Source organism: Nocardia sp. NPDC049190 (genome assembly GCF_040648115.1).
Taxonomy (GTDB): Bacteria; Actinomycetota; Actinomycetes; order Mycobacteriales; family Mycobacteriaceae; genus Nocardia.
In genome coordinates, this window is sequence record NZ_JBEZDE010000021.1 from 114,907 (window position 1) to 127,292 (window position 12,386).

Annotated in this window: 13 protein-coding genes and 1 pseudogene; 3 read left to right on the forward strand and 11 right to left on the reverse strand. The window is 66.7% G+C overall.

Translation table 11 applies throughout. From position 1 onward, the window contains the following. Positions 1-94: 94 nt before the first annotated feature. Complete coding sequence (locus tag AB0B25_RS19545; protein WP_357181194.1) at positions 95-769, reverse strand: PaaI family thioesterase; 675 nt, start codon at positions 767-769, stop codon at positions 95-97. Between the two features lie 198 nt (positions 770-967). Between AB0B25_RS19545 and AB0B25_RS19550 the strand changes: the two genes are divergently transcribed. Continuing rightward, positions 968-1,618: an HAD family phosphatase gene (locus tag AB0B25_RS19550; RefSeq protein WP_357181197.1), complete on the forward strand. Its 651-nt coding sequence runs from the start codon at positions 968-970 to the stop codon at positions 1,616-1,618. 209 nt (positions 1,619-1,827) lie between these two features. Here the strand turns inward: AB0B25_RS19550 and AB0B25_RS19555 are convergent. Continuing rightward, a pseudogene (locus tag AB0B25_RS19555) lies at positions 1,828-2,294 on the reverse strand (SDR family NAD(P)-dependent oxidoreductase); the annotation flags it as partial. Here AB0B25_RS19555 and AB0B25_RS19560 point away from each other — a divergent pair. After that, the gene (locus AB0B25_RS19560; RefSeq protein WP_357181200.1) at positions 2,212-2,529 is read left to right on the forward strand and encodes a helix-turn-helix domain-containing protein; all 318 of its coding nucleotides are present in this window, start codon (positions 2,212-2,214) and stop codon (positions 2,527-2,529) included. The pseudogene AB0B25_RS19555 and the gene AB0B25_RS19560 sit on opposite strands and share 83 nt — an antisense overlap. Positions 2,530-2,627: 98 nt before the next feature. Here the strand turns inward: AB0B25_RS19560 and AB0B25_RS19565 are convergent, their stop codons facing one another. From AB0B25_RS19565 to AB0B25_RS19575, 3 genes are all read right to left on the reverse strand, one after another. Beyond that, entirely contained in the window at positions 2,628-3,257 is a 630-nt protein-coding gene (locus AB0B25_RS19565; RefSeq protein WP_357181203.1) for a maleylpyruvate isomerase family mycothiol-dependent enzyme, read from the reverse strand. Positions 3,258-3,438: 181 nt separating this feature from the next. After that, positions 3,439-4,845, reverse strand: a complete 1,407-nt coding sequence (gene xylB / locus AB0B25_RS19570) for a xylulokinase (RefSeq protein WP_357181206.1) — start codon at positions 4,843-4,845, stop codon at positions 3,439-3,441. Continuing rightward, positions 4,842-5,168, reverse strand: a complete 327-nt coding sequence (locus AB0B25_RS19575; RefSeq protein WP_357181209.1) for a hypothetical protein — start codon at positions 5,166-5,168, stop codon at positions 4,842-4,844. The genes xylB and AB0B25_RS19575 overlap by 4 nt, the downstream gene beginning before the upstream one ends. Positions 5,169-5,245: 77 nt before the next feature. On the opposite strand from AB0B25_RS19575, the gene AB0B25_RS19580 reads away from it, so the two are divergent. After that, positions 5,246-5,767, forward strand: coding sequence for a hypothetical protein (locus AB0B25_RS19580; RefSeq protein WP_357181211.1), 522 nt, complete (start codon positions 5,246-5,248; stop codon positions 5,765-5,767). Here AB0B25_RS19580 and AB0B25_RS19585 read toward each other — a convergent pair. The 6 genes from AB0B25_RS19585 to AB0B25_RS19610 form a co-directional block, all read right to left on the reverse strand. After that, positions 5,758-6,768 carry a glycoside hydrolase family 172 protein gene (locus AB0B25_RS19585; protein ID WP_357181213.1) on the reverse strand — a complete coding sequence of 337 codons (1,011 nt, stop codon included), beginning with the start codon at positions 6,766-6,768 and terminating at the stop codon, positions 5,758-5,760. The two genes, AB0B25_RS19580 and AB0B25_RS19585, sit on opposite strands and share 10 nt — an antisense overlap. Continuing rightward, a complete protein-coding gene (locus AB0B25_RS19590; protein ID WP_357181216.1) occupies positions 6,765-7,229 on the reverse strand; it encodes a thioredoxin domain-containing protein in 465 nt (154 codons plus the stop codon). The genes AB0B25_RS19585 and AB0B25_RS19590 overlap by 4 nt, the downstream gene beginning before the upstream one ends. Positions 7,230-7,287: 58 nt before the next feature. Beyond that, complete coding sequence (locus AB0B25_RS19595; RefSeq protein WP_357181229.1) at positions 7,288-8,769, reverse strand: FGGY-family carbohydrate kinase; 1,482 nt, start codon at positions 8,767-8,769, stop codon at positions 7,288-7,290. Positions 8,770-8,771: 2 nt separating this feature from the next. Then, a complete protein-coding gene (locus AB0B25_RS19600; RefSeq protein WP_357181219.1) occupies positions 8,772-10,184 on the reverse strand; it encodes an L-fucose/L-arabinose isomerase family protein in 1,413 nt (470 codons plus the stop codon). A gap of 120 nt (positions 10,185-10,304) precedes the next feature. Further along, positions 10,305-11,183 (reverse strand): glycosyl hydrolase family 32, encoded by an 879-nt coding sequence (locus tag AB0B25_RS19605; RefSeq protein WP_357181221.1) that lies wholly within the window; start codon positions 11,181-11,183, stop codon positions 10,305-10,307. 956 nt (positions 11,184-12,139) lie between these two features. Further along, positions 12,140-12,386: hypothetical protein (locus AB0B25_RS19610; RefSeq protein WP_357181223.1), on the reverse strand; the 247-nt coding region annotated here is incomplete at its 5' end.

Genomic DNA, 12,386 nt, shown 5'->3' on the forward strand with positions numbered 1-12,386 from the left:
CGGTGCCGTGCGCCGTCAGCGTTCACGCTCGGCGCGATCCGCGATCCGTGTGCGCGTAGGTGTCAGCGCTCAACCTGTCAGCGCCCGCGACAGGTCACGGCTGCCCGGGCTGGAGCACGATGAACAAACCATGGGCTTCGGCGCACAGACGCTCGCAGTGGTGCAACGTGGCGCGGACGTATACCTTTCGCCCTTCTTGCCGTTCGGCCCAGGCGCGCACCGTCAACTCGGTGTTCAACGGGGTGATCGAACGGTAGTCGATGGTGAGCGAGGCGGTTCTGGTCACCGCGCCAGCGTGGACGGCGGCGGCCATGCCGAGTAGATCGTCGAAGCCGATGGCGATCTGACCGCCGTGGGCGGCGTTGTTCCCGCCGAGATGGAAGGTGCGGAAGGTGACGCGGGCGTCGACGCCGTCGCGATCCACGTGGTCGATGAAGAACGGCGGCAACGTGATGTTGCCGCGTGCGGGCAGGTCGAACCGGGTCCAGGTGGGGGTCGACCACTCGTCCACCACTGCGTCGTCGAGCCGGTCGTTCAGCTCCTTCAGTACACCGATCGCCTGCACCGCCAGCTCGTCGGACGGACAGGCCAGCCGGGCCCGGTCCATCAGGCCGCGAATCTGCTCGATGAACTCGCCGTAGTGCGGTCCACCGCGAGTGATGTCGACGTCCCGCGCGGCCTCGTGCGCGGCGACCAGCTCGGCCATCGGCCGGAACCCGCCCTCGTGGTGTTCCTGGTTCGGCAGTGCGCCGGCCTGCTGTTCGTTCATAGGAACAAGTTATAGGTCGCCGGTCCGATGCTCGCCGGGCGGGTGTGGAGGTCCCGCCGACCGGAGCTGCTTCCCCTAGGCTTGGGCGCGATCAACACACTCGCCTCCCGGGTGCGCTACCGGAGGGGCAGCGGGCCGAGTCGAGCATCGGTCCGTATCGGCACCTGACCGGTTCGGCTGGCGAAAGGCTTTGTGCGCATGGGTATCACGGCGGTCGTGTTCGACATGGACGGAGTTCTGCTCGACTCCGAGCCGGTATGGGAGCGGGTGCGGCGCGCCTATGTCGCGGAGAAGGGCGGGCAGTGGCTGCCCGACACCCAGCAGCGGCTGATGGGCATGAGCACCCAGGAATGGTCGGAGTACCTCAGTGGTGAGCTCGGGGTCCGCGAGCCGGCGCAGACGGTGGCGCGGGAGGTGATCGATCGGATGTCCGAGCACTATGCGGAGGCGGTCCCGCTGCTGCCCGGCGCCGTCGAGGCGGTGCAGCGGATGAGCGAGCGGTGGCCGCTAGGTCTGGCCAGTTCGTCGCCGCGCCGGCTGATCGATGCGGTACTCGGCCGGACCGGTCTGATCGAGTTCTTCACCGTCACGTTCTCCACCGAGGAGGTCGACCGCGGCAAGCCCGCACCCGACGTCTACACCGAGGTCGCGACGTTCCTGCGCAAACAGGCCGACGAGTGTGCCGCGATCGAGGATTCGAGCAACGGCCTGCGCTCGGCCCACGCCGCTGGAATGCGCGTCATCGCGGCCCCGAGACCGGAGTACCCACCCGCGCCCGATGCCTTGGCCTTGGCCGCCCGAGTGATCTCGGGTCTCGACGAGTTGACCCCGGCGCTGGTCGGCGATTGATTCGCGACCGCGGTGTGCGGCGTCCGCAGCCCCGGAGGGTTCGGGTGGCCGTGGCCGAATCGTCCCTCCGAGCCGGTCCGGCGGTGAGCGTGGCATGCGACACCGCACCTGAGTTGTCGAGCGATCACCGGCGTGTGGCGTGGCGGGATCTGAACGGTGAAGAAGACGCCTTTGAAGTTGATGCCCACCACGCGGTCGAACTCTTCCTCGGTGATGTCGCCGGTCGGTTGAAACGCGGCGATCCCAGCACTGGCGAAGACCACGTCCACACGTCCGCATCGATCCCGGATCGCGGCTGCCAGGTGATCGAGGTCGTCCGGACTCGCCACGTCTCCCGGAATCGCCGCGACCCGATTGCCGCCGCCAGATCTGTGACCGCGGTGGCGAGTCGCGCTTTGTCGCGTCCGGTGATGATCACCTGCGCACCTTTGCCGAACAATCTGCGTGCGGTGGCCAGTCCCATGCCGCTGGTGCCTCCGGTGATGAGCACGACCTTGTCGAATCGAGAATTGCCGACACCCACGGTATGACCTGCAAAGTTGGATAGTACGAATACATACGTACAATTCAACTGTAGAGCTATTTTGGATGCCGTGATCACCGCGCATCCCGAGCGGACTCGGATCCAGTTGGCCAATGTGCTCACTGCCCTCGGCAACCCGCTACGACTACGCATCGTGCGAGTACTCGCGGACGGGTCCGAGCGGCGATGTGGGTCGGTCCTGCCGGAGGTGGCCAAGTCGAACCTGACCCATCACTGGCGGGTTCTGAGAGACGCCGGGGTCATTTGGCAGCGACCATCCGGCAGAGAGCTGTTGCTGTCACTACGTCGCGAGGATCTCGACGCCCGATTTCCCGGGTTGCTGGACTCCCTGCTCGAGGCGGCACGTCGAGACGAGGCGGCGAACTGATCCCACTGTCCACTGATCCGTCGTCCGTACAGGTCGACCAGGGCGCTGATACGCCGGCGAACGTGCGCCCCGACCTACGCAGCGGCAGCTACGCATACTCAACCGGGAATGGTGAACCGCGCCGCTGGTGCCCCGCCGAGGTGCCCTTGTGGCAGTCTGCGACCGCACAGCACGAGCAGTAGATCCTGAGCCGAACCCGACAGCACCGCGCCGGACCCGTAGCTGAAGTCCAGATCATCGGCGCGCAACTCGATGCCCTCGAGATCGACGCCGAAGAACTTGACAGTCTTGGGATTCACCGCGTCGAGCACCAGGCGCATCCGATCCTGCGGCACCGAGCGATCCAGTCCGAGTGCCACCGTGATGTCCAAGCCGTGGATGACGTCGTGGCTCAACGCGCCGGTGAATCCGCCGCCCGGCGGCTTCCACGGGTGGTCGATATTGTCCCGCAACGACGTCACCAGGTCTTCGCTGGTGAGCGCCGCGGCATCGTCGCGTGCGCTGCGATCGGCCATCCGATTGAAGTTGCCCAGCGCCTTGACCATGCCCAGCACGAAGCGCGGACCCGACACGCGATACGGCATAGTGATGTGTGCGACCACTTCACGTACGCGCCAGCCCGCACACAGCGTCGATGCATCCCAGCTCGCGGCATCGAGTCCGGACAAAAGGTCCGCGAGCTCGGTGCGCTCCGCCCTCACTGCTGTCCGCACCTCGGTATCGGTCATGATTCCTCTCCTCGACCCGGGGTGATCCCCCGCCTCTGGACAGCAGACGTCATTCGACGCCGAAATTCATCGGTGCACCGGTCCGCGAGGGTTCTCCGGTGCGTGGCGCGGTGCTGCGCAACCACGCGAACCGCGAGCCGCCTGGACAAGCGGACCTACCCGAAGCCGGCCGAGACGGCGGTCATCCGTAGAGGGCCAGGCGTGCCTTCCGGTACTCGGCTCGGATCCGCCGTCCGATCGTGTCGTCGGAGGGTGTGGCGATGTCCGCGACGGTGCGCGGGTGCCAGGCGGGTGGCTCGGCCCCACCCTGGAGTGCCCAGGCAGCCTGCCGGGCGGCGCCGAGCGCGACGTACTCGTTCGGCTCGGGGACCGTCACCTCGACCCGGAAGATCTGGGCAGCGATGTCGGCGACCAGCGGTGATCGAGCGGCGCCGCCGATGAGCAGGACGCGTCGCGGCGCCGCGACGACGTCGCCGAGACGGTCGAGCGCATCGGCCAGGTTGCACAGCATGCCCTCGAACGCGGCGCGTGCGATGGTCGCGGGACGCATGGCATCCGGCCGCAACCCGTGCAGGCTTCCCGCGGTATGCGGGAGGTTGGGCGTGCGCTCACCGCACAGGTAGGGGATCAAGACGACACCATCGGCGCCTGGCGGCGCCTGGGTGGCGAGTGCTTCCAAGGCGGCCGAGTCCACGCCGAGTAGATCCGCGGTGGAAGTCAGGACGCGGGCGGCATTGAGCGTGCAAACCAACGGGAGAAACGCGCCGGTCGCGTCCGCGAACCCAGCCACCGCGCCGCCGGGATCCGCGCAGGCGTGGTCGGTCCGGGCGAAGGCCGTTCCGCTGGTGCCGAGCGAGACCACTACGTCGCCCGCCGCGATATCGAGACCGAGTGCGGCCCCGGCATTGTCGCCCGTCCCCGCGGCGACCAGCATGCCCGAGGGTGTCCGCCCCGCCGCATCGGCCGGGCCGAGGACTCGGGGGAGTGCGGGCGTGCGTCCGCGAAAACCCAAGGCGAGCAGGTCGTCGCGATAACCGCCGGTGCCGGGCGACCAGTAGCCGGTCCCTGACGCGTCGCCGCGATCGGTGGTCGGTTCGGGCACGTACCCCGATTCGCCGCCACGCAGCCGCCAGGTGAGGTAATCGTGCGGCAGCAGCACGTGCGCGGTCCGGTCGGCGAGGTCAGGCTCATGGTCTGCCATCCAGCGCAATTTGGCGATGGTCAGTGCGGCCACCGGCACACTGCCGACCGCGTCGGTCCAGGCCTGCGGTCCGCCCAACTCGGTGATCAGGTCCTCGGCCGCGGCGGCGGAGCGGATATCGTTCCATAGCAGCGCATCTCGAACCGTGGTTCCCTCGGCGTCCAAGGCGACCAGCCCGTGCTGCTGCCCGGCGACGGCGATCGCGTCGACGCCGTCGAGCAATCCGGCGCTTGCCGTGCACAACGCATCCCACCACGCGCTGGGCGCGACCTCTGTCCCACCAGGATGCGCTGCCTGCCCGCGGCGCAGGATCTCGCCGCTGTCCGCGTCGCAGACGATGACCTTGCAGGACTGCGTCGAGCTGTCCACTCCCGCGACTGTCGTCATACGTCCAGGCCCGGATCGTCGGTCGTGCTCCGGCGCTCGCCTCGCCTGATCGCACCACAGTCGTCGCCGCCATGCGGCAGCGACGGATTGTCGGGTGTTCGCACTGGTGTAGCGCCTGAGGTCGACGCGCCGATGGGCGCGAACTCGTGGCCGGACCCGATCGGGGTCGGAGTCGGCGCGGACTCCTTGTCGACGACACCGGGATCCCTTCCACGAGTCCGGACACCCTCGAACCCGACCAGCACGGAACCGGACATCGGGATCCGGTCGGGCACCTCCAGCACCGAGGATCGCCGAGTCGTCGCCTTCGCTCCTGCGCGCATATCAACACCATGCACCCCGAGGCGCCGTCCGCTCGCCATATTCCGGGTATTCGAGGACATCGGGCAGAATAGGCCCGGTGAGCACCCCTCCACGCGACTCCGCCGACGTGCGCATCCGTGCGGGGGACAGGACCTCGTTGTCCGAACTGACCGAGGCGGTGCTCGGCGATCTGCTCGACGAACCACTCGATCCGCACTGCCCCCTTCTCGAACTCAGCCGCGGCGACCTGCACCACATCCGGACCCGTCTACTGGCCGACGGTGTCTACGAACTGGAGCATCGGGCCGGGTCGACCGCGTCCTTTCAGCTGTACACTTCCGACCCGGTACTGGTACGCGACGTGCTGTGGGCTTGGCTGTCCGACGATCCGTGGTGGCACACCGCGGTGGCGTGGTTCCCGGTCGATCCGGAAATCGCCGAACTCCGGGCTGTGCGCGACGATCTCACCGGACTGCTGGACGGCATGACGGTACTGGATGGCCTGTCGGCGCTGGACGACCTGACCGCGAGCATGGACGCGGCGCTGGCGCGTGCCGACGAACTGATGGCGCCGGACGGTGCGGAACCGAATCCGGCGGATTCCTTCGATCAGGACTGATACCACCATGCGGTAGTCGCGATAGCGGCGTCCGTGAGCGGAAGATATGCTCCGGCGTCCTGCCATCCGAGCGCCTGCACGGTGACGCGCAGATCGCGGTCGAAACAGATCGGATCGCGCACGTGCCAGCGATACATCCCGAAGCGCTGATCCGGTCGATAGATCTCCGTCGGCGGCAGCACCTGATGCAGCCCGAGATACGACGTGGAATAGGTCCGATATGTCCCGTCGAGGTCGAAATTCCACGCGCCACCGAAATAGTCCTCGGTGCCTGTGCCGCAGATCGTCGGATGCGCGGTGTCACCGTCCAGATAGAACTTCACTTCGCCTTCACCCCACCATCCCGGCGCCCCGGGGCGAATGGCGAGGTAAGTGCCGACATAGCGGCCTCGACCCGAGACCGTGTCGAGAATCGTGTGCACGGCCGGCGTGCCCAACCGGGGCGTACGCGACCAGCGTGTGTGCAGGTAACCGATGGAGTCCGGTAGGTCCTCTTCGGTGTAAGTGGCCTGGTAGTAGACCGGAACGGTCTGCCCGCAGCGGTTTTCCAGCGTGATTCGCGCGCGGTGTCGAAACGGCATGGGCCAGTAGCTGTTCAGTCCGCCGGCCGGGGCGACGACCACCATTTCCGAACTCAACAGTGCCAACTCACCCCACCCGTTGCAGAAGAAATTGCCGAGCGGAAGGTCTATTGCGGGCATCGGCTCGTCATCCCAGTACATGCGCAGCGTCAGCGCACACAGAGCGGTACGCTCCGTCGTCAGCCAGAAGTGCCGGAACACTCCGGGGCCGGAAACGTCTGCCAGCGTCGCGGTTTCACCGTCGGCGAGGGCGATCGAGGGCGATACTTTCCAGCCGCTGCCGAGCAGCCGTGCCGCGTGTGCACCGGTACCGTCGGTCGCCCGTGCCCCCGCGCCGGGAGCGCCTGTGGGATTCTCGGCGCTGATCGATCTGGTCCGCGCGCCGTCCAGCCGCCACAGGTCCGCGCCCGGTGTCGTCACAATCCGGGCCACCCGTAGCGGGGCTGGGGGGCGGGCCCGGCCTTCCTGTCCGAACCACCGGACCCGGACGCAGATGCGGCCGTCGTAGCGAGCTGCTGGGTATCGGACTGCCTGGCGACTTCCCGGCGGACCTGGTCCATGTCCAGCCACCGAATCTGCTGCACCAGGTCTTCGAGTGCGTCCGCGGCCAAGGCGCCGGCTTGCGAGTACACCAGCATGCCCTCGCGGAACGCCATCAGCGTCGGGTACTGGGTGACCCGCGCGGCGGTAGTCAACGTGACCTCGGCGTCGACATCGACCTTCCCGTGCACGATCTCCGGATGCCGGTCTGACGATGCGTCATACACCGGGGCGAAATACTTGCAGGGCCCACACCACGTTGCCCACCAATCCACGAGCACGATGGGATTGGATGCGACGACGGCGTCGAAGTTCTGCTGGGTCAGGGTGACTGTGGGCATGAAATCCTCGTATTGTGTCCGACAAATTAACCCTGCATCTTCGCATGAACGATCGGAATCAGGAAACAGCGCCGGCGCGATGTTGTTCGGTCGCGAGGAAATGCGCGATATCGGCCGTGCGCTGGTAGAGGTCGCGATAGTGCTGGTAATAGGGCTCGTATCTCGCGGTGTGCTCGGAGTAAGGCTCCACGGTGTCGATGACGGGATTCCACGTGGACGTGTCGACACCTGCGGCTTCGGCTGCGAGTAAGGCGTCGCCGAGGCAGGCGCCGATCGTCTCGGCGGGCAGCTGTTGCGGCAGACCGGTGACGTCGGAGACGATCCGGGTCCACAGGCCGCCCTTGGTGCCGCCGCCTACCGCGACCAACCGCCCGGCGCGACCACCTGCCTCGGTCATCGCCGCCAGATTGTGCCGGACTCCGTAGGCGATGCCTTCCAGCACCGCGCGATACAGCTCGGCGCGGCCGTGCCCGAGGGTCAGGCCCGCGAGGATGCCTCTGGCATCCGGATCGAAGAGGGGAGTGCGCTCACCGGCGAAGTAGGGCAGCGCGAGCAGGCCCCGGCTACCCGCGGGCACCTCGGCGGCAGCGGCGACCAGATCGGCGAACTCGCCGCCGACCAGCTCGCGTAGCCAGTCGGTGACCGCCCCCGAAGTGGCCATCCCCGCGGCGAGCGTGTAGGTGTCGGGCCAGGTGCCGCAGGTGCCCCACAGCCCGGGATGTGGACGCGGATCGGTGAGCACCTGCACCAGGAACAGGGTGCTGCCGTACATGATCATCGCGTCGCCCGGTGCGCGGACACCGACGCTGGCTGCCTCCGCCCACGCATCAATCGTCCCGGTGGTGACCGGCAACCCCGCCGGGAGTCCGGTGACGGCCGCCGCGTCCGGGGTGACGCGCCCGACGATCTCGGTCGGCCAAGCCAGATCCGGCAATGCCCAACCCGGCGCCACCCGTTCGGCCCAGTCCGTGGCCCAGGCGCGTCCGCGCAGGTCGTAGAGCGGCACGCACTGGCTGGCGGACTGATGGTCCAGCACATATCGTCCGGTGAGGCGGTGTACCAGAAAAGAACTCGCCATCAACAGCATCGCCGTGCGCGCCGCGACCTCCGGTTCGTGCCGAGCCAGCCAACGCGCCTTCGGGCCGACGGCTTGGCTGGTGAGCGGCGATCCGGCCCGCTCGAGAACTGCCTGCTCGCCGAATTCGTCCTTCAGTTCGGCGATTTCGGCACTCGCCCGGGTATCCACTCCGTAAAGGATGGCCGGGCGCAGCGGCCTGCCCTCGGCGTCGGCGGGCAGCAGACATGGGCCGATGCCGGACACCGCGAGTCCGTCGAGCGCCGCGCCGTCGGCCGCGCGCACCAGGTCCCGGGTGAGCGCGACGAAGTCGGCCCACCAGACCGCTTCCGCGTCGTGTTCCACCCACCCCGGACGCGGCCTGGAAACGCCGTGCACCCGTTCGGCTATGGCGACGATCGAGCCGTCCGCCGTGGTGAGCACGCCCTTGGAACTGGCGGTTCCGATGTCGACGCCGAGGAACATGGTCACCGGGTGAATTCGTCCAGCGTGATGTCGAGCAGATCGCACGTTTCGCGCACGACGGCCCGATGATCGCCGGGCACGGCGTGGATGTGGTTGGCGCCGAAACGGGACAGGAAATCCTCCGCGCGCGCGTCCAGCCGCGCGAACGCGTGCGGCCACTCCCAGGTGGACTGTTTCATCAGCGCTTCGTTTGTTTGCTGGTCGTAGTCTTCGAATTCACCGAGCATCAGCTGCATCCGGTAGTCGCCGTCGATTCGGGTGAGCCGCGCGAGAGTCATCTGCCCCGGCGCGGCCACGTGGTGCACCGAGGCGCCGCCAGCGGGAAAGAAGAACACCTCGGGATACAGGTGCACCTTCGCCAGGTTCTCCGCCGGGTCCACACTGCGCGCGGCGAACCAGGTGGCGTGCTGGCCGGAGTTGCACAGGTCCCAGATGTCGCGATCGGCGTGATAGTGCCGGACGTCGGCGAACAGCACCGGAGTGCCGGCGATCTGCTTGAGCAATTGCATGGTGAGCGCGCCGTCCATGTCCGCCTCGGTGGCGCAGACGTGTGGCTGCTTCGGCCCGTTCCAGTCATAGGGATCGTTGAGGAATGCCTCCGTGACGTCCATCGTGGCGAAGTACTGGGTGAGTTCGGGCTGCCCCTTGATGCCGGAGAAATCCAGCCGCCACTCGGCGATCAACTCGCGCACCGCGAGATACGAACGGATCTGACGTTCCAGCAGCTCCGGCGTGAGCTTCGCGTTGTCGTAGTGCACGCCGGCGGTATACCGCTCCAGCCACTCCCGCGCGGCCTTCGTCTCGGCGGCGTCGGCCAGTTCGGCGCGCCGCACGATCTCCCACTGGTCGATCTCCTCGACGTCGATGCCGAAGAGTCGCTGCCACTGGTCGGTATTGGCGACCGCGGTGTTCATGCCCATCGGTCGTCCGCCGAAGCGTCCGAATGTCGCACCACGCAAACTGGATACGGCCGCGGCGGCCCGCGCTCGCACGCCGATCGACTCGATCAGCGTGGGATCGGAGGGATCGCCCCACAGTCGGCTGTGTCTGCGGCCGATCTGATCCAGTGCGCCGCCGGCGGCAAGCATGCCGACCATGCCGGGCTGCACGGGATCGATGTTCGACAGCAACAGCAACGGGCCGGGTGTCGCGCCGGCCGCGAGCATGGTGAAGTGCGGGAACGCCCAGACGGCATAGTGCAGGACGGTCAGGTCGACTCCGGCCGCCGCGACCGCGCGGGCCACCGAGCTCGCCAGCGCGTTGCCGCTGACCGGCTCGGCACCGCGGATCACCTCGTGCCCGGCCGCCGTGAGTGCGGCCACGAGGCGGTCCTCGGTGGACGCGATGAAGTCGGCAATGCCCGCATGCACATAGTCGCGGCCATCGGAAATGCTGATAACGCCGATACGGGCCATTCCGGATCCCTCCCGTAGATGGGTGGTTCGGTGAGTTCGACTGGATCAACAGATACCAGCCGGGACCGGGTGCGATGGCGCGAATCGCGAAATCGAGCCGGGCTCGATGTACCGGACCGCTTACCGCGGAACCGCTTTGGCGACGCGCGTAGGCGGAAACGTGAGTGGTGCCAGGTGCACCCCACCCTGGCCCCACCCCGCGCTGGTGATCCACCAGCGGTCCTCGCCGTGCACCACCTCGGCGGCGTGCGCCGCGATGTGGCCGATCTTGTCGCCGATGTGGAAGTTGAACGGGTTGTTGCTGCGGAACACATCGGTGCCGACATAGTGCGGGCGGGGACCTATGAACAGATACCACCAGCCGTCCTGCCGGACCACGAACGGAGATTCGGTATTGCCGGCTTCGGTGCCCTCGGTCGGATCGGTGAAGGCGATGTGCCGATCGCCCCAGTGTTTCAGGTCGGTGCTCGTGCGATACGCGACGACGTGATGTCCGCCGGTCGAAGCGCTGGTCGCGCAGTAGTACAGCACCCACTGGTCGCCTACCCGCGCCACCATCGGATCGCGGGCGTCGTACCCGTCGTGGAACAACGGTCCGGACGGCTGCCTGGTCCATTGGAACAGGTCGGTGGAGGTGGCCAGGTTCAGTGCCGCGTCGGTACGGTCGTGGCCGCCTGCCGCGTAGAACATGTAGTACCGCCGGCGCGCGCTGAGCACGTACGGAGCCCACAGATGGGTTTCCCCGTAGTCCCGGTCCACCTGCAACGCGGGCGCGTGCTTGGTCCACGGACCGCTCAGCCGCGGGGCGGTGGCGTGGGCGAATTCGATCTCATCGAAGGGGTCCGCGGGTTCGGCATGCGTGATACCGAACAGATGCCATCGCCCGACATGATCCCGAACGACCGTGTGGTCGTTGATATACCAAGGGTGCGGTTCCCCGACGCTCGGGTTGTAGATCTGTACGAATGCGCCTGCCCGAACCGCCGCCCGCGTCGCCATAGGTTCATGATGACGCCGCAGCACTCGCCGTGGTGCCGCTGCGCGTATTTCGGTGTGCCCGAACCTGCCACACCGGTTACACACGGAGCGGGTCCGCTGGAAGCAAGCAGTGCGGTTCTTCTCTACTATGCCGCGTCTCTTCTATGTCCGCGTCGGAGGTGGTCGGACATACGGTCGGACTTCTGGCGTTTCCCCTCAACCGGCTGCCTTCGCCGCGACAACCAGCGGTGGCCGTTTCCGAGACCCGTTTCCGAGACCCACAGGTGGTACGCCGTCCCTCGAAGTACGACCTTCCCGCGTATCCCTCCGCGCTGGGCTCATCGTCCACGCGATCAGTAACAGCGATGCCGTCCGGGTAGTGCATTGCCACCAGCGTTGTGCGACTCGTGTCCCGCAACGGATCAGCGGGTTGTCCACTCGGTCGCCATCGCGCGGGTGCAATCCGACGTCCGGCTCGTCCACAACGTAGGTCATGGCGCGTCCGGGCCACATTGCTCAATCGTCCGCGGACGAACCGGGCGTGCACGATGGGAGGGTGGCCACGCGCGCTGGGCGCGCTGTTGTGGTGCTGTGTTACCTCGAGTCGACGTCCTATCGAGTCGACCTGGCACAGTCCTATCGTCGTGGCGTCGGATCACTACGCCCGCGTTCGGCGAACACCGGGAAAGTCGCGGCGCGATCTCTGGTGGCTTGAATCACATTTGCGCCATTGCGGCGTCTTCCGCGCCGATCGCGTTCCTCTGACCTGCGAAATAGGGCGCTGCGCAGGCGATTTGACGAAGCCTTTTCCGCCGCGTAACTTATTCCAAGTCAGAGCGACACGGACACCGACCCGGAGCCGAGAAGCCCAGCGGAAACGCTGAGCAGGAGGACCGGGAAACGAGGTAGGACGAGGAGCGCCTGGCGATCACACTAGCTTGATCGAGAACTCGATTTTTTTCGAGTGAATGGCTGAGCTAAGCTTGAAAAGTTGCCTCATTGAAGGTCCGGTTGTTTCTGGGTTGGATGTGTGTGCGTGTGTTCTTTGAGAACTCAATAGTGTGTCGATGAATGTCAGTGCCAAATTTTTTGGTTCCGGCCTTTCGCTCCCCGTGTGGAGGGTCGGATATTTTTGTCAGCTTTTTGCTGGCGATTGTTTTGCTGGGTTTTCGGACTCTGGTTTCAGATTTTTCTGATTCGCCCCTTTTTTGTGGGTGTTTCGTG

Excerpts from the sequence above, each read along its gene's own strand:
- AB0B25_RS19605 (WP_357181221.1), bottom strand. The coding sequence starts at position 11,183 with ATGGCGACGCGGGCGGCGGTTCGGGCAGGCGCATTCGTACAGATCTAC.
- AB0B25_RS19565 (WP_357181203.1), bottom strand. The coding sequence starts at position 3,257 with ATGACCGATACCGAGGTGCGGACAGCAGTGAGGGCGGAGCGCACCGAG.
- AB0B25_RS19595 (WP_357181229.1), bottom strand. The coding sequence starts at position 8,769 with ATGTTCCTCGGCGTCGACATCGGAACCGCCAGTTCCAAGGGCGTGCTC.
- AB0B25_RS19545 (WP_357181194.1), bottom strand. The coding sequence starts at position 769 with ATGAACGAACAGCAGGCCGGCGCACTGCCGAACCAGGAACACCACGAG.
- xylB (WP_357181206.1), bottom strand. The coding sequence starts at position 4,845 with ATGACGACAGTCGCGGGAGTGGACAGCTCGACGCAGTCCTGCAAGGTC.
- AB0B25_RS19550 (WP_357181197.1), top strand. The coding sequence starts at position 968 with ATGGGTATCACGGCGGTCGTGTTCGACATGGACGGAGTTCTGCTCGAC.
- AB0B25_RS19600 (WP_357181219.1), bottom strand. The coding sequence starts at position 10,184 with ATGGCCCGTATCGGCGTTATCAGCATTTCCGATGGCCGCGACTATGTG.
- AB0B25_RS19590 (WP_357181216.1), bottom strand. The coding sequence starts at position 7,229 with ATGCCCACAGTCACCCTGACCCAGCAGAACTTCGACGCCGTCGTCGCA.
- AB0B25_RS19575 (WP_357181209.1), bottom strand. The coding sequence starts at position 5,168 with ATGCGCGCAGGAGCGAAGGCGACGACTCGGCGATCCTCGGTGCTGGAG.